The sequence below is a fragment of the Caulobacter segnis genome, from assembly GCF_031454995.1.
Classification (GTDB): domain Bacteria; phylum Pseudomonadota; class Alphaproteobacteria; order Caulobacterales; family Caulobacteraceae; genus Caulobacter; species Caulobacter segnis_E.
The window spans coordinates 421,191-437,236 of the sequence record NZ_JAVDRV010000003.1 but is presented as its reverse complement, the minus strand read 5'-3'; the positions used below and the strand labels follow the sequence as shown (position 1 = coordinate 437,236).

The 16,046-nt window shown below is 69.9% G+C and carries 11 protein-coding genes and 1 pseudogene; 4 read left to right on the top strand and 8 right to left on the bottom strand.

From position 1 onward, the window contains the following. A partial coding sequence (locus tag J2728_RS14240; protein WP_473701036.1) for an EF-Tu C-terminal domain-related protein occupies positions 1-153 on the top strand: 153 nt, incomplete at its 5' end. 137 nt (positions 154-290) lie between these two features. Here J2728_RS14240 and J2728_RS14235 read toward each other — a convergent pair. Continuing rightward, positions 291-2,492: a catalase gene (locus tag J2728_RS14235; protein ID WP_310000098.1), complete on the bottom strand. Its 2,202-nt coding sequence runs from the start codon at positions 2,490-2,492 to the stop codon at positions 291-293. 221 nt (positions 2,493-2,713) lie between these two features. Here J2728_RS14235 and J2728_RS14230 point away from each other — a divergent pair, with 221 nt between their 5' ends. Then, positions 2,714-3,652, top strand: a complete 939-nt coding sequence (locus J2728_RS14230; RefSeq protein WP_404979765.1) for a sensor histidine kinase — start codon at positions 2,714-2,716, stop codon at positions 3,650-3,652. Between the two features lie 102 nt (positions 3,653-3,754). Continuing rightward, positions 3,755-3,835, top strand: a pseudogene (locus J2728_RS22310) (hypothetical protein); the annotation flags it as partial. Here the strand turns inward: J2728_RS22310 and J2728_RS14225 are convergent. From J2728_RS14225 to J2728_RS14215, 3 genes are read right to left on the bottom strand one after another with little or no spacing between them, the layout of a single operon-like run. After that, on the bottom strand, positions 3,809-6,925 hold the full coding sequence (locus tag J2728_RS14225; RefSeq protein WP_310000093.1) for an efflux RND transporter permease subunit: 3,117 nt from the start codon (positions 6,923-6,925) through the stop codon (positions 3,809-3,811). The pseudogene J2728_RS22310 and the gene J2728_RS14225 sit on opposite strands and share 27 nt — an antisense overlap. After that, positions 6,925-8,013, bottom strand: a complete 1,089-nt coding sequence (locus tag J2728_RS14220; protein WP_310000090.1) for an efflux RND transporter periplasmic adaptor subunit — start codon at positions 8,011-8,013, stop codon at positions 6,925-6,927. Before J2728_RS14220 ends, J2728_RS14225 begins: the two co-directional genes overlap by 1 nt. An 11-nt stretch (positions 8,014-8,024) precedes the next feature. Further along, positions 8,025-9,515, bottom strand: coding sequence for an efflux transporter outer membrane subunit (locus J2728_RS14215; protein ID WP_310000088.1), 1,491 nt, complete (start codon positions 9,513-9,515; stop codon positions 8,025-8,027). A gap of 235 nt (positions 9,516-9,750) precedes the next feature. On the opposite strand from J2728_RS14215, the gene J2728_RS14210 reads away from it, so the two are divergent. Beyond that, positions 9,751-10,431 (top strand): FABP family protein, encoded by a 681-nt coding sequence (locus tag J2728_RS14210; RefSeq protein WP_310000086.1) that lies wholly within the window; start codon positions 9,751-9,753, stop codon positions 10,429-10,431. 151 nt (positions 10,432-10,582) lie between these two features. On the opposite strand, the gene J2728_RS14205 is transcribed toward J2728_RS14210, so the two are convergent. The 4 genes from J2728_RS14205 to J2728_RS14190 all read right to left on the bottom strand — a co-directional run bounded on the left by J2728_RS14205 (position 10,583) and on the right by J2728_RS14190 (position 16,035). Next, a complete protein-coding gene (locus J2728_RS14205; RefSeq protein ID WP_310000084.1) occupies positions 10,583-11,698 on the bottom strand; it encodes a hypothetical protein in 1,116 nt (371 codons plus the stop codon). A gap of 109 nt (positions 11,699-11,807) precedes the next feature. Then, positions 11,808-13,058, bottom strand: coding sequence for a TetR/AcrR family transcriptional regulator (locus J2728_RS14200; protein ID WP_310000082.1), 1,251 nt, complete (start codon positions 13,056-13,058; stop codon positions 11,808-11,810). Positions 13,059-13,295: 237 nt separating this feature from the next. Next, positions 13,296-13,931, bottom strand: a complete 636-nt coding sequence (locus J2728_RS14195) for a glutathione S-transferase family protein (RefSeq protein WP_310000080.1) — start codon at positions 13,929-13,931, stop codon at positions 13,296-13,298. A 172-nt stretch (positions 13,932-14,103) separates the two neighbouring features. Further along, positions 14,104-16,035, bottom strand: coding sequence for an ATP-binding protein (locus tag J2728_RS14190; protein ID WP_310000079.1), 1,932 nt, complete (start codon positions 16,033-16,035; stop codon positions 14,104-14,106). Between the last annotated feature and the right edge of the window lie 11 nt (positions 16,036-16,046).

The window sequence follows — 16,046 nt, the reverse complement described above, 5'->3', positions numbered from 1 at the left end:
CGCGAAGGCGTGGAAATGATCATGCCGGGCGACAACGCCGAGCTGGACGTCGAGCTGATCACCCCGATCGCCATGGAAGAGAAGCTCCGCTTCGCCATCCGTGAAGGCGGCCGCACCGTCGGCGCCGGCGTCGTCGCCAAGATCGTCGAGTAATCCTCGACCGTCTTAGCTTCGGCTAGAAAATGCGAAGGCCCCGGAGAGCGATCTCCGGGGCCTTTTGCTTTGGCGTGAGCGGACGCTCCAAATCCCTCTCTCTAAGAGGGGGGGGGGCGGCTGATTGAGCGAGGCCCCTACGCCGCGACCACCAGCGGCTTGGGCGGCGGACGGACCAGGGGCTCGCGCGCCCAGACGCGCCCGGCCGAGGCTGCGGCGATGAAGTCGTCGAGGCTGGCGTCGGGCAGGGCGATCAGGCCAGCGTCGTCATCGGGGCCGACCTCGGTGATCCCGCCGGCCGCGAACAGCGGCGCGGCCGAGGGCAGGTAGGCGATGACCTTCAGGTGGCCATAGGCGTCGCGCAGGAAGTTGACCGCCGCCGCCTCCATCGCCAGCTGCTCGCCGCCGTCTTCCGAAGGCAGGATCGCCACCGCGTCGAACAGCACCGAGGGACCGCCGTCGATCTTGTGGTCGGCGGGCAGGAGCTGGCCGTTGGCCGTCGTCACGCCATAGATGGTCGGGGCGATGACCTGCAGGCGCGCGCCGGCGGCTTCGACGGCCGCCTTCAGCTTGGCCACCAGCTTGTCGTCGCAGCCGTCGCTGACCATGACCCCGACCTTGCGGCCTTCCAGGGTCGGCTCGGCCTTGGCCAGGATGCTGAGCATGGGCGAAGGGTCCATGTCCTTGGCCGGAATCGGCGCCGGCGCCGGGACGATCTGGCCGGTGAAGCCCAGGCCCTCGGCCACCGACTGCGCCAGGAAGGCGTCGATGTGGACGAGGCGCGACAGCACCGCCTCGCGCACGCGCGGCGTCACGCACTTGCTGAGCTCGAAGACAAGGGCGGCGACGATGTGATCCTGCTCGGGCTTGGTCTGGCTGGCGAAGAACAGGCGCGCCTGGGTGTAGTGATCGGCGAAGGTCTCGGGCCGCAGGCGCAGCTGCTCGCCCGCCTCGGGATTGGGGAAGGTGTGATAACCCCGCTCCAGCGACTCGCGCGCCACGTGCGCGCCGAGGCTTGACGGTTCGTAGTTCACCTGGCCCTTCGGCGCGCCCATCTGCATGTGCCCGTCGCGCTGCAGGTTGTGGAACGGGCACTTGGGCTGGTTGATCGGGATCTGGTGGAAGTTGGGCCCTCCCAGGCGCTTGAGCTGGGTGTCCTGGTACGAGAACAGCCGGCCCTGCAACAGCGGGTCGTTGGTGAAGTCGATCCCCGGCACGACGTGGGCCGCGCAGTAGGCGACCTGCTCGGTCTCGGCGAAGAAGTTGTCCGGGTTGCGGTCCAGCACCATGCGGCCGACCACGCGCAGCGGAATGATCTCCTCGGGGATCAGCTTGGTGGCGTCGAGCACGTCGAAATCAAAGCCGTCGGCCTGCTCCTGGGTGAAGGTCTGCAGGCAGAACTCCCACTCGGGGAAGTCGCCGCCCTCGATGGCCTCCCACAGGTCGCGACGGTGGAAGTCGGGGTCGGCGCCGTTGATCTTCAGGGCCTCGTCCCAGACCACCGACTGCGAGCCGAGCTTGGGCCGCCAGTGGAACTTGACGAAGGTGCTGATCCCCTCGGCGTTGATCAGGCGGAAGGTGTGGACGCCGAAGCCCTCCATCATCCGCAGCGAGCGCGGGATGGCCCGGTCGCTCATCGCCCACATGATCATGTGCATGCTCTCGGGCGTCAGCGAGATGAAGTCCCAGAAGGTGTCATGCGCGGTGGCGGCCTGGGGGAACTCGCGGTCGGGATCCTGCTTGGCGGCGTGGATCAGGTCGGGGAACTTGATGGCGTCCTGGATGAAGAACACCGGCATGTTGTTGCCGACGAGATCGAAGTTGCCTTGCTGCGTGTAGAACTTGACCGCGAAGCCGCGCACGTCGCGCGGCAGGTCGGCCGAACCCTTGTTGCCGGCCACGGTCGAAAACCGCGTGAACACCGGGACGCGCTCGCCCGGGCGCTGCAGGAAGTCGGCGACGGTGACGTCGGCGCAGGAGTCCAGGCACTCGAAGAAGCCGTGCGCGGCCGAGCCGCGGGCGTGGACCACGCGCTCGGGGATGCGCTCGTGGTCGAAGTGCATGATCTTTTCGCGCAGGATGAAGTCCTGCAGCAGCACGGGACCCCGCGCGCCGGCCTTCAGCGAGTTCTGGTTGTCGCCGATCGGCACGCCCTGGTTGGTGGTCAATTGAGTGTCGGGGCCGTCGGCCTGCTGGTGGGTCTCGCCGCCCGGCGCCACCAGGCTCTCGCCTTCGGTCGAAGGGCCTGCGGGCTGGGGAACCTTGGTCGGGTTCGGGGCCGCGGACTTCGCGCCGCCGCGCGTGGCCGTGCTGGCCTTGGTCTTCGCCGGGATGGCCATGGGGCGTCTTTCGGTTGTGGGAAGTTGGCGGGTTAACGTCCGCGCGAGATCGAGGTTGCGGTCGCCAACCCGACATAGGAGAGAGATGTCAGCCGGGCTCGGCTGTATGTCGGGTAGCCGCTTGACGGCCGTTGCGGAAAAGGCCAGCACCTTTCCTTGACCGGGAGGCGCGCTTGGACCTGAGAAGTAAGATTAAGGCTAATCCAGCCGCGCGCTATGCCTTGGCGGTGCTGATCGCCTTTCTGTCTTTCCTTCTCCGGTTGGGTCTGGACAGCGTCTTCCCGCCCGGCTTTCCCTATGTGACCTTCTTTCCAGCCGTCGTGGTCTGCGCCTATTTCCTGGGACTGAGGCCGGCGATCTTGTGCGCAACGCTGTGCGGTCTGGCGGCCTGGTACTTCTTCATTCCGCCGGCGCGCGTCTTCAATTTCGGCTTTCCGGTCCTGCTGACGCTGGTCTTCTACGTCTTCGTCGTGGCGGTCGACATCTTCTTCATCGACGGCATGCGCGGGGCGCTGGATCAGCTGCGCGAGGAACGCGAGCGCTATCGGAACCTGGCCGAGAGCCGGGACCTCCTGTACCGCGAGCTGCATCACCGGGTGAGCAACAACCTGCAAGTCGCCGGCGCCCTGCTGCGGCTGCAAGGCCAGGGCGTCATGGACGCCGACGCCCGCCAAGTCCTCGACCAGGCCGGCGCGCGGATCGAGGTGATCGCCCAGATCCAGCGCGAGCTGCACAACGCCGTGGGCGAGCCCGTGCCGTTCCGCGTCTTCGCCGAGACTCTGCTGGCCAGCGCCGCCGCCGCGGCCGGGGCCCGCGTGAGCCTGACCATCGAGGGCGGCGACGAGCCGCTGCATCCCGATCAGGCGACCCCCGTGACCCTGGTCATGCTGGAGAGCTTCAACAACGCCCTGGAGCATGGCTTCGGCGAGGCGGGAGAAGGGCGGGTGCGCGTGAGCCTGGACCAGACGGGCCTGACCCACCGCTTGAGCGTCCACAACGACGGCGCGGCCCCGCCGACCGGCTTCGATCCCGCGCGCTCCAAGAGCCTTGGGCTTCGGATCGTCCGGGCCATGGCCCAGCAACTGGGCGGCCGCTTCGAGATGGCCCGCGAGGCCGGCTGGACGGTGTGCCGGCTCAGCTACGCGCCGAGGCGGGATTGAGCCGGGTTTTCTCCTCCCCATTAGGGGGAGGTGGAGCGCCGCGAATACGCGGCGAGACGGAGGGGGTCCGCGAAGCGGTGATGCGCTCGCCGCCTCACAGGGCCCCTCCACCGGCGTTCGCCGGTCCCCCTCCCCCAGAGGGGGAGGAGACATCGCCTACAGTCGATCGACCGGGGTCGCATCCCGCCCCCCCGGCGCCTCGCGCGGCGTGACGAACCGGGCCAGCTTGGGCTTCAGCCAGGCCTCGAAGTCGTCGATGATCTCGTAGACCACCGGCACCAGCACCAGCGACAGCACGGTCGAGGTGATCAGGCCGCCGATCACGGCCACGGCCATCGGCTGGCGGAACTCCGAACCCTTGCCCAGGCCCAGCGCGGTCGGGAGCATGCCGGCCATCATCGCCAGGGTGGTCATGATGATCGGCCGGGCCCGTTCGCGGCAGGCGTCGATGATGGCCTCGCGCTGGGGCACCCCTCGACGCTCCTCCTCGATGGCGTACTCGACCAGCAGGATCGAGTTCTTGGCCGCCAGGCCCATCAGCATCAGGAACCCGATCATCGACGGGATCGACAGGCTCATGCCGAACGCCAGGAGGCCGATGAACGCGCCGCCGATCGCCAGGGGCAGGGCCGACATGATGGTGATCGGCTTGAAGAAGCTGCCGAATAGCAGGGCCATGACGCCGAACACCAGGAACACCGCCGAGCCCAGCGCGATGGCGAAGCCGCCGAACAGCTCGCCCATGGCCTCCTCGGTGCCGCCGGTCGCCTTGGCCACGCCCTTGGGCGGGTTCTTCATGACCGGCAGGGCGTCGATGTCCTGGTTGGCCGTGCCCAGCACCACGCCGGGCGCGAGGTCGGCCTCGACGGTCAGCTGGCGCTTGCGGGCGTAGCGCTCGATCTTGGCCGGACCGGCCTGGAAGGCGACCTCGGCCACGGTGTCGAGGCGGGTGAAGCCGCCCGAGGCGGTCGGCACGCGCAGGGCCTTGATCTGTTCGAGGTCGGCGCGGGCGTCGTCGGCCAGGCGGACGCGGATCGGCAGGCGGCGCTCGCCGTCGGTCAGCTTGGCGACGTTGGCGTCGATGTCTCCGACCGTGGCCACGCGGGCCACCGCGGCGATGTCGGCGGTCGAAACGCCCAGGCGCGCGGCCTCGGCGGCCAGGGGCCGAATGACGATCTCCGGACCGCTGGGCGGGGTGGCCGGACGCGGGTCGGCGATGCTGGGCACGTCGCGCATCTGGCGTTCCAGCGCCAGGGCCGCGCGCTCCAGGGCCTGGCCGTCGTCGCTGGTCAGGATGGTCTGCACCTCGGCCGCGCCGTCGTCGCTGAGCAGGGTCAGGCGCACGTCGGGCAGCTCCAGCAGCTTGTCGCGCATCAGGGCCTTGATCTCCGAGACCCGCAGCTCGCGCTCGTCATGCAGCACGACCGTGACCGTGCCGTCGCGCAGGTCCGAGCCGCCGCCGCCGCCGCCGGGGCCCATGCCCGAGATCTGCGAGCCGATCTGGGCGAAGACGTGGGCCGTCTCCGGCCGCGCCGCGAACATCTTGGTGATCGACCGGACCGCGCGGTCCATGTCGGCGGCCGTGGCGCCGGGCGGCCCCTGCACCTTCATGTAGTAGTAGTTGTAGTTGGCCGGCGGCTGGAAGCCGGCGGGCAAGCCGGCGGCCAGCATCAGCGAGCCGACGAAGATCGCCACGCCGATCACGCAGCTGACGATCCGGTGGTCCAGCGCCCAATCCAGGGCGCGCCGATAGGCGCCGGTGAACGGCTTGCGCGGCCGGGCGTGCGCCGCGGGCTTGAGGAAATAGGCGGCCAGCAGCGGCGTCAGCAGCCGCGCCACCACCAGCGAGAACAGCACCGCCACGGCGACCGTCAGGCCGAACTCGCGGAAGAACTGGCCGGGAATGCCGGGCATGAAGGCCACCGGCGCGAAGACGGCGACGATGGTGAAGGTGGTGGCCACGACGGCCAGGCCGATGGAGTCGGCCCCCTCGATCGCCGCCTCGTAGGGGCGTTGTCCCGTCGCGACGCGCTTTTCGATGTTCTCGATCTCGACGATGGCGTCGTCCACGAGAATGCCGATCACCAGGGTCAGGCCCAGCAGCGTCACGACGTTCAGCGAGAAGCCCATGATCACCATGAAGATGAAGGTGGGCACCAGCGACATCGGCATGGCGATGGCGGTGATCAGGGTCGCGCGCCATTCGCGCAGGAACAGCAGCACCACCAGGGCCGCCAGGATCATGCCCTCGACCAGGGTGTTGACCGTGGCGTTGAAGCTGGCGCGGGTGTCGTCGACCACCGAGTAGATCGGGGTGAAGGTCACGCCCGGATGGGCCGCCTCCAGCCGCTTGATCGCCGCCTTGACGCGGTCCTCGACCTGGACGTCGCTGGACTCCTTGGTCTTGCTGACCTGGAAGGCCACCACCGGGCGGCCGTCCAGGCGGGCGAAGGAGCGGGGCTCGCCCGCGCCGTCGCCGACCTGGGCCACGTCGGTCAGCTTCACATAGCGGCCGCCGCCGACCGGAATGGTCAGGGCGCGCAGATCCTCGGCCGTGCGGGCCGCGGCCAGCACGCGCACGGTCTGCTCACGCTGGCCCACGATGGCCCGGCCGCCGGGCGCGTCCACGCTGAACTGGGCGATGGCGTTGTTCAGTTGAGGCGCGGTGACGCCCGCCGCGGCCATTCGGTCGGGATCGACGATGATGTTGATCTCACGGTCGACGCCGCCGACGCGCGCGACCTGGGCCACGCCCTTCTCGCCCTGCAGGGCGCGGCTGACCGTGTCGTCGACGAACCAGGACAGGTCCGTGATCGACATGGCGGGCGCCGAGACGGCGTAGGTCGTGATCGGCAGGGCGTCCAGCTCGACACGCTGGACGATCGGCTCGTCGATCTCGCGCGGCAGCTCGGTGCGGGTCTGGTCGACCTTCGAGCGCACGTCGTCGACGGCCTTCTGCAGGTCGACGCCCATCTCGAACTCGATCTGCGTCGTGGAGGCGCCCTGAACCACCGTCGAGCGGATGCTCTTGACGTTGGACAGGCTGGCCACCGCGTCCTCGACCGGACGGGTGATCTGGGTCTCCATCTCGCCGGCGGCCGCGCCGCTCTGGGTGACGGTGACCACCACCATCGGGAACGAGACGTTGGGGAACTGCTTGATCGGCAGCATGAAATAGCTGGCGATCCCGCCCAGCATCAGGGCGATGAACAGCACGGCGATCGGGATCGGGTTTCGGATCGCCCAGGCGGAGACGCGGAGTTGCGACGACATTAGCGGGCCGCCTTTTCGATCGGCCCAACCTTGCCTTCGATCGGCTTGACCTTGTCGCCGTCCAGCGTGAAGGCCGAGCCGCCCAGCAGGACGCGCGTGCCGACGGCCGGGCCGTCGATCAGCTGCACCCAGCCGCCGGCGCGCAGGCCGGTCTTGACCGGGATCTGGCGGGCGCGGTTCTGGTCGTCGACCGCCATCAGCGAGGCGCCTTCGGCGTCGAGGCGCAGGGCGGCCTCGGGCACGGCGGCGACCTGGACGCCGGACGCGCCGAACTCCGCCGAGGCCACGCCGCCGGCGCGCAAGGCGTCGTTCAGGGGCAGGCGCACGCGCACGCGGCCCAGACGTGTATTGGTGTCGATCAGTGGGCTGACGATACGGACCTCGCCCGAGACGGTCACGCCGCCGGGGACGGTGACCCGCGCCGGCTGGCCGACGCGGACGTTGGCCAGGTCGGCCTCGTTGACCTCGGCGTTCAGCTCGACGAGGCCGTCGCGGGCGATGCGGAACCAGGGCGTGGTTCCGCCGGCCACGTCGCCGGGCCGCACCGTCCGTTCCAGCACCCGGCCGGAGACGGGGGCGGTGATGGTCATGCGGCGGTCGCGGGTCCGCAGCTCTTCGAGGGCGGCGGCCTGGGCCTTGGCCGTGTAGCGGCGGCTGTCGATCTGCTCCTGGGAGAGGATCCCCTGGCCGTCGAGGCCGGTGACGCGCTTGGCCTCGGCCTCGGCCTGGGCGGCGACGGCGGCCTGCTGGGCGATCTGGGCGCGCAGCAGGGTGTTGTCCAGCCGGGCCAGGGGCTGTCCGGCCCGGACCCAGGCGCCTTCCTCGACGAAGACCTGGGCTACGCGGTAGCCGGAGAGCTCCGAGCCCACGGCCGCCTCCTCGCGCGGGATCAACTGGCCCGAGGCCTTGAAGCCGCCGCCCAGCGCCCGGGTCGCGACGCGGGTGACCGAGACGGCGCGGGCCTGCTCGGCGCCGGCGGGCTTGGCGGCTTCGGGCTCGGTCTTCTTGCCGCAGGCGGACAGGGTCCCTCCGGCGCCCACCAGGGCGGCGCTGACCAGGGCGGTGGCGATCAGATTGCGGGTCGTCATCGGGGCGGGTCTCATTGCGCGGAGGGCTTTTGGGGAAGGCTTTGCGGCGACCATCCGCCGCCGAGCGCCTTGTAGGTCTGGACGGCGCGTTGCAGCGCCTGGGTCTGGGCCCCGGTCAGGGCGGTTCGGGCGCCGCGCCAGGACTGCTCGGCCTGCAGGGCCGTGGTCAGGTCGGTCAGACCGGCGGCGTAGCCCTTGCGGCTGGCCTCGTAGGCCACGGCGGCGCGGCGCTCGCCGGCGGCCAGCAGCGCCACGCGCCGCTGATCGGCGTCGAGCTGGACCAGCGCGTTCTCGGCCTCGCCGAACGCTTGCTGGACGGTCTGCTCGTAGGTGATCGCGGCCTGCTCGACGCGGGCGCCCTGGGCCTTGATGTCCGACAGGAGCTTCGGAATGTTCAGCACCGGGACCGACAGGTTGGCGCCCAGCGTCCAGGCCGAGCTGGTGGTCGAGGTGGTCTCGCCCGTCTGCAAGAAGCTGGGGCTGATCGACTTGGTCAGGCCCACGCTGGGCGCGAGGTTGATGGTGGGGAAGAGCGCCAGCTCGTTGACGTTCAGATTGCCGGAGGCCGAGGCCAGGCGCGCGGCGGCCTCGCGCACGTCGGGGCGGCGGGCCAGCAACGCGCCGGGCGCGGCGGCGGGGATCGGCGGGGCTTGCGCCAGCACCGGCTCGACCGGCAGAGAGGCTAGCGGATCGACGCCCTTGCCGACCAGGATCAGCAGGCTTCGGCGCGCGGCCTGTAGCTGGGCTTCCAGCTGGGCGACCTGGGCCTGGGCCTGGGCGAGATCGGCGGCGGTGCGTTCGCCCTCGGACGTGGCCGACAAGCCCCGGCGGCCCTTCTCGGCGGCGACGTCGTGGAGGCCCTGGGCGATGCGGGCGTTCTGGCGGGCGTCTTCCAGCTGCACGGCGTAGCCGCGCGCCTCGAAATAGGACTGGGCGACATTGGCGGCCAGGGCCGCGCGCGCGCCTTCGTAAGCGAAGCGGGCGGCGGCCAGATCGTTGTCGACCACCTTGCGGGCGGCGCGACGGCGGCCGATCAGGTCGAGCTCCCAGGAGACGTCGAAATTGGCCGAATAGGTCTTGCTGACCCCGCCCTGGGTGAAGCCGCCCGAACCGCTCTGGTCGATGATGTCGGTGTCGGTGCGCTGGGCCGAGCCGGTCAGGGGCGTGGAGGGGATGTAGAGCTGGCGGACCTGACCCAGGCGCACGGCGCGAGCCTCTTCCAGCCGCGCGGCGGCCAGGCGCGCGTCGGGCGCTTGGGCGAGAGCCGTCGTGACCAGTTCGTTCAAGACCGGATCGTCGAAGCTGGTCCACCATTGATCCAGCGTCTCGGCGGCCAAGGGCGTTCCGGCCGGCGCCTCATAGGCGGCGGGCAGGCGGGCGTCGACCTTGGGGACGGGCGTGACGCAGCCGCTCAGCGCGATCGCCGTCGCGACCAGCGCCGCGCCGCGCGCGCGGAGAGGGGAGCCAGAACGCCCGGCTGGGCCGGCTTTGGCGAAACGCATGAAAATCCGATCCGATTGTAGCGACGTCCAGGCGCGACGCGGCGACCCATGTTGTTCCAATTAGGCTTCCCCAACCGGATGCGAAACCCCCCCCGTCGCGCGTCCCGACGAAGCTTCCGTTGGGACGATCCCCATCGTGTCATCAACACCCTTCCATACGTGGCCAAGACGCGGTCGGACGAAGCCATCCTCGCCAAGCTTGACCTGTGAGAGGATGTGATAGAGGCAAGGACGCATGAGCGAGTTCCCCGCCGACATTTTCTCCGAACCGGAAGACGTGGATCCGGACACCCTGGCCAATCTGGGGCCGCTGACGCGGCTGGCCGGCGTCTGGGAAGGCCGCAAGGGCGTCGACGTGAACCCCAAGGCCGATGGTCCCGAGCGCCGCGAGTACCTGGAACGGATCGAGCTGCATCCGATCGACCCGCAGGCCAATGGGCCGCAGCTGCTGTACGGCCTGCGCTACCACATCCACATCGTCGCCTCGGACGAGGACACGACCTTCCATGACCAGATCGGCTATTGGCTGTGGGAGCCGGCCACGGGGCTGATCATGCAGACCCTGGCCATTCCGCGCGGCCAGGTGGCGCTGGCCAAGGGGCAGGCGAACGCCGACGGCTTGGGCCTTTCCGTGCGCGCCGAGCGCGGCGGGCCGGGCTACGGGATCTGCTCGGCCGACTTCCTGGAGTGGGCGTTCCGGACCGACTCCTACCAACTGGACGTCCGCTTCGAGGCCGACGGCGGCTGGTCCTATGTCTCGACGACGATGCTGCAGGTCCGGGGGCGCGAGGAGCCGTTCCGTCACATCGACCGCAACACCCTGGTCAAGGTCGGCGAGCCGAAACCCAATCCCAGCGCCCGCATCGCCGCCGGCGAGAGCCTGGTCCAGGCGCACGGGTTTCTGACGCTGGGGTGAGGGGCGGCCTAGGGCTTACAATTCTCTCGTCATCCCGGCCGTAGCGCGAAGCGCGAAGAGCCGGGACCCAGGGGGTGCGGGAACGCTGTGCGCGCCGCCCCTGGGTCCCGGATAGCCTCTGCGAGGCTTCCGGGATGACGAGTGCTTGTACCTACAGATAATCCAGCAAGCTCGGCGGGCCCGCCATGGACCCATCCGTGTTGAACATCTGGCTCAGCTTGTCGCGCGAGGTCTGCAGCTCGACCATCTTGGCGTAGGTCTCCGGGCTCCAGCCGGCGGCCTGGCGCTCCTCGGTTGTCATGCCGGCGTAGCGGGTGATCATCGCCTTGCCGAAGCCGCCGGCGTCCTCGCTGGTCGACTGGTAGCTGGCCTTGATCGCGGCGCTGTCGCGCGAGCGGATCTCGACCTTGGCCATCTGGGTCTCGTGCGCCGAGAACTGGCCGTCCTTGTTCAGCGCCACCGCCGCCAGCGAACGATCGTCGAAGCGGCGGAAGTCGATGTCGCCGCCGTCGGGGTCCTTGGCCGCGTCGGGGTGGACGGCCAGCGAATACTGCTTGTCCAGCGCGGCGCGGACATCGGTGGCGACCTTGCCGAAGTCGCGGGTCTTGGCGCCGGCCACCACGCCGCCCGCCTCGTGCATATAGGCCGCGACGGTGTCGTTCTGGACGCCGATGGGCGCCAGGCCCGGGCGCGCTATGGCCTGGCCGCGGGCCTCGACCAGGGCGGCGCGGTCGCGGCTCCAGGCGGCCGAGGCCTTCTCCTCGGGTCCGGCGGCGTCCATCTGGTCGATGGCGGTCTGGTAGAGGCTGGCGTAGTCTCCGGTCAGCCGCGCCTGGGCCGCGGGGGCGGCCAGCGCCTGGTCGTTCTGGGCCTTTAGCGCCAGCGAGGCGACCACTTGCTGTTCGATCGGGAAGCCGCCGCCCTGGTTGCTGGCCACGGCGTGGAGCGCGCGACGGTCCAGCCTCGAGACGTCGATCGTCGGATCGCCATCCTTCAGCGCGCTGGTGGTTTTCGCCGCTTTCAGCAGCGCCGCGATCTGGGCCTTGGCCTCGGCGACCACGCCCTCGATCGTTCGGGAGTCGGTCTGGGCCCTCAGCGCCGCCTGGGCGGCGGGCGAGAGGGTGACGTTGACCGCCGGCGTGTTGATGGTCGGGCTCTGGTCGCGCGTCTGGCCATAACCGGTGGCCTGGTTGGCGCGCTGCGTCGCCGTCTGGCCGGCGGTCAGGCCGGGGGCGTAGGTCGACGAATACGGATTGATCGTCGTCATGCGGCGAGACCCGAGGCGAATCAGTGCCTTGAGGGTAACAGGCGTCGGCTCGGCGACCTAGATTATGGTTAATGTGTCGCAACACTTCTCCCGCGAGGGAGAAGGCGGCCTACCCCAAGACGCCCGTCAGCAGCGGCCGCGCGAACAGATCGGCGGCTTCTTCGCGCTCCAGGCCCTGGACCCAGATCGGCAGGGAGGCGGCGGCGTTCAGCATCGAGTTGATCATGTGGGCGGCGATGCTGGGGTCGATCGGGCGGATCGAGCCGTCCGCTATGCCGTCGGAGATGATCGAGGCGAAGCGCTGCCAGCCGCGCGCGTAGCCGTCGGCCATGTCATGGCGCAGCTCGGCCGGCAGGGCGCCCATCGACGAGGCGCGCAGCAGCGGCCCGTGCTCGGACAGCTGATAGGCGCAAAGCCCCGCCGCGGTCGAAGCCAGCCGGGTCCAGCCGTCGGCGTCCAGATCGCGGGCGTCCAGTTGCGAGCGGCGGGTGACGGTGAAGGTGCGCTCGAAGCACTCGGCGACCAGGGCGTCCTTGTCGTCGTGGTGGTGGTAGAACGAGCCCTTGGTGACGTTCAGCGCCGCGGAGATTTCCTCGACCGAGGCGCCGCGATAGCCGCGCTGGTTGATCAGGCGGGTGGCGGCGACGAGGAAGGTCTCGCGCCATTCCAGCCCCTCGGGCGCCAGGTTGTCCTGCGAGAGCGGCGTCGGGTCGGGCAGGGGCCTCGGCGCCCAGGTCCGGTCGGCGGCGGGCAGGCCGTTCAGCAGGATGTCGCCCATCCGGTCGCGCACCCGGCCATAGTCCTCGACGTCGTAGCGGCGCAGCCAGGTCCCCGACCAGAACACCTGCTCCATCAGGAGGTGGGCGCGGGCGTTGCGCTGGCGCTTGTCCAGATGGGCCAGGGACGGGTCGTCGAAGAAGCTTCGCACGCGGCGGAACAGGTTGTTGAACGCCTCGACCACCGAGCCGCGCAGGGGCTCCTTCAGCGCCTTGACCTCGGCGAAGCTGGTCAGCGGCGTGGCCTCGCCCTGGCGCACGCTTCGGTGCAGGTCGAGATAGAGATCCAGGAACTTGACGATGCGGTCGGCGGGCGAGGCTTGGACGGCGGCCTCCTCGACCATGGCCTCCAGACGCTCCAGCCCGCGCATGAAGCAGGCGGCCGCCAGGTCGTCCTTCTTGCGGTAGTAGTAGGTGACGCTGGTGGTGTTCAGCCCCACCTGGGCGGCGACGTCGGACAGGGTCATGCCGCGCACGCCCTGGCGGTTCAGGATCGCCGTGGCCGCGGCCAGGATCGTCTCCTTCTTGCGGGCGTAACGCGCCGTCGCCGCTCCGCCGATCCGACCATCGTCCATGCAACTCACCCCAAGAACACGCGGGCCCGCCGGCCGGCGCGATCGGACGTCCCGCCTATCTAGGCGTCCGAAGCCTGGCCCGAAAGGCCTACCCCTCCGTGAAGGGACAATCGCCTCCCGTAACGTCGGGGTTTGTCAGGAATGTTTCAGGCGATGGCGATACCCGGACACGCGGGTCCTTGGGTCGTGTCGTACAAACCCGCCGGCGCGCCGGAGGCTGACATGTCGCTGGTCGGCAACGGTCGGCTAGCCGACCCGCGCGAGCTGGCGCAAGCCTTGCTCCATCTCCTCGATCACGCGTCCCACATGGGGGTCCCGCCGTGAAAGCCGGGCGTAGGTGTCGATCGTCGAGCCCGGCTCGATCAGGTCCAGCCCGAGGCGTTCGGCCGTCACGTGGAGCGCGAAAAGGGCGGGAGCCAGGGCGCAATCGGCGATCGTAAGGCGATCGCACAAGGCGTACCGGGGTCCGCGCAGCAGGTCATCGAGCATGCTGACGCCGTCCAGGAGCTCCTCGGCCATTCGGCGGGCGCTCGCGGCGTCGACGGCGGGGCGGGCGAGAGCGACCATCGGCGGCATCAGATAGAGATCGACATGGCGCACGAGCAGCCTCGCGATCGCCCGGTCGAAAACATCGACGGGCATCAAGGACGGGGCTTCGGGAAACCGTTCCTCCAGATATTCCAGCACCACCGCCGACTCCCAGATCGGTCCGCGCTCATCGAGCAGCACCGGGACGCGGCCGGTCGGAGACAGGTCCCGGAAATGGCGGCTTTCCCGCCAATCCGCCGGCGGCGGGATCATATCGATCGGCAACCCCTTGGCATGGATCGCGATACGGACCCGCGCCGCGAAGGGCGACACCGGCAGGCTGATCAAATCCATTCTGGCTCCCGTCGAGCTCGCTATCGGGGCGCGGATTTCCTCTCGCGCGCCGCCTGGAGCGCGAAAAGCTCGAGTACATCGTCTCCAGCACCGCGGTCCCAGGCTTCGCTCATGACGAGCATAGCCCAGTTGGGGACATTTCCAACGCCCGCCATGGGCGTAAGCCCGCCCCTTACGACGCCTTCAGCGTCCCCGGCCGGTCGGCGGTCAGGACCTGGATGATGGCGCGGGCCAGGGCGATGGGGGACAGGGGCTTGGCGATCGCGCCGTCCATGCCGGCGGCGACGTAGCCGGCCTGCTGGTGGGCCATGGCGTTGGCGGTCATGGCCAGGATCGGCGCGGTTCCGGCGGGGGCGGGCAGGGCGCGGATGCGCTGGGTCGCCTCGACGCCGTCCATCCCCGGCATCTGGATGTCCATCAGGATCAGGTCGAAGCCCTCGCGGGCCATGGCCACGCCCTGGACGCCGTCCTCGGCGAGGCTGACCTCGGCGCCCAGCGCCTCCAGCATGCGGCCGGCGATCAGGCGGTTGGTGGCGTTGTCCTCGACCAGCAGCACCCGCAGGTCGGCGAACAGCGGCGCGTCGTCGTCCTCCTCGGTCTCGACCGGCGGTTCGCCAATGTCGGCCTCGATCTCGATCCAGAAGGTCGAGCCTCGGCCCGGCGCGCTGTCGAAGCCGATGCTGCCGCCCATCAGCTCGGCCAGGCGGCGGCAGATGGCCAGGCCCAGGCCCGAGCCGCCGAAGCGCCGGGTCGTCGAGCCGTCGCCCTGCTTGAAGCGCTCGAACAGGTTGGCGGCGGCCTCGGGCGCGATGCCGACGCCGGTGTCCTCGATCTCGTAGCGCAGGCGAAGGCGCTCGCCCTCGCGCCGCCCGGACAGCCGGGCCACGACGCCGCCCTCAAGCGTGAACTTCACGGCGTTGCCCAGCAGGTTGAACAGGGCCTGGCGCAGGCGCAGCGGGTCGGTGACCACCCAGCCCAGATCCCCGCCCTGGTCCTTGCTGGCCGTCTCGACGCGCAGGTAAAGGCCCTTGGCCTCGGCTTGCGGGCGCAGCATCTCGGCGACGCCGCGCAAGAGCTCGGCCGGCTCGGTGGGCTCGTCCGCCAGCTCCAGCTTGCCCGCCTCGATCCGCGAGACGTCGATGATGTCGTTGAGCAGCTGGGACAGCATCTCGCCGCAGTCCAGCGCCTCGTTCAGCAGGCGACGCCCGTCGGCCGAAAGCCGCTCCTTCTTCAGAAGATGCAGCACGCCCAGCACGCCGTTCATCGGCGTGCGGATCTCATGGCTCATATTGGCCAGGAACTGGCTCTTGGCGTCGGCGGCCGCCAGGGCCGCGTCGCGGGCCTCGACCAGCTCGGTGACGTCCTGGCTGATGCCGATCACGTCCCAGGCCTCGTGGCTGGCGCCGCGCACGCCGCGCCAGGACGAATGGATATGGGCCCAGCGCCCGGTCGGGGGATCCAGATAGCGGTAGTCGATGTCGACATGCTCGCCGGTGCGCAGGGTGCGCGAGAGCGCGTCCCAAGCGCGGTCGCGGTCGTCGGGGTGGATCGACTGGGTCATCTCCGTGACTGTCATGGTCCGCGCGCCGCCCTCCGGCTGGCTGGGCGTGGGGATGTCCTGGTCGAAGACGTAGATCCCTTTGCGCGGGTTGAAGCGCCACACGAAGATGCCCGTGGCGGTGCGCAGCAGCTCGTTGGAGCGCTCGGCCTGCTGGCGGGCGATGTTGCGGGCCCGCTCCTCGGTGCGGTCCTGCAGAACGATCAGCAGGTCGCCGCCCTCCAGCACCTTGGACTGAGACCGCACCCACAGCCATCCGCCGCCCTTGCGCGCCAGGCGGTGCTCTCCCGTCGCCTGGCCGCGCGCCTCGAGGATCCGACCGATGTCCTCGATGATCGGCGTGTCGTGCAGGTGGAAGAAGTCGTGCATGTGCCGGCCGAGCGAGTCCTCGGGGTTCCAGCCGGTGGTTTGGGTCCAGGCCGGATTGACGCGGGCGATGGTGCGTCCGTGCAGCACGACGAACATGTCGAGGCTGTTCTGGAAGAACCAATCGGCCGCCGCCGCTTCGGTTCTGGAGGCAGCTCCCGCGTCCAAGTGCTTGCCCATCCTGATTCCCT

Bases quoted from the DNA above. Each gene is read 5' to 3' on its own strand.
- J2728_RS14205 (WP_310000084.1), bottom strand. From the start codon at position 11,698: ATGACGACGATCAATCCGTATTCGTCGACCTACGCCCCCGGCCTGACC.
- J2728_RS14220 (WP_310000090.1), bottom strand. From the start codon at position 8,013: ATGACGACCCGCAATCTGATCGCCACCGCCCTGGTCAGCGCCGCCCTG.
- J2728_RS14210 (WP_310000086.1), top strand. From the start codon at position 9,751: ATGAGCGAGTTCCCCGCCGACATTTTCTCCGAACCGGAAGACGTGGAT.
- J2728_RS14225 (WP_310000093.1), bottom strand. From the start codon at position 6,925: ATGTCGTCGCAACTCCGCGTCTCCGCCTGGGCGATCCGAAACCCGATC.
- J2728_RS14235 (WP_310000098.1), bottom strand. From the start codon at position 2,492: ATGGCCATCCCGGCGAAGACCAAGGCCAGCACGGCCACGCGCGGCGGC.
- J2728_RS14190 (WP_310000079.1), bottom strand. From the start codon at position 16,035: ATGGGCAAGCACTTGGACGCGGGAGCTGCCTCCAGAACCGAAGCGGCG.
- J2728_RS14215 (WP_310000088.1), bottom strand. From the start codon at position 9,515: ATGCGTTTCGCCAAAGCCGGCCCAGCCGGGCGTTCTGGCTCCCCTCTC.
- J2728_RS14195 (WP_310000080.1), bottom strand. From the start codon at position 13,931: ATGGATTTGATCAGCCTGCCGGTGTCGCCCTTCGCGGCGCGGGTCCGT.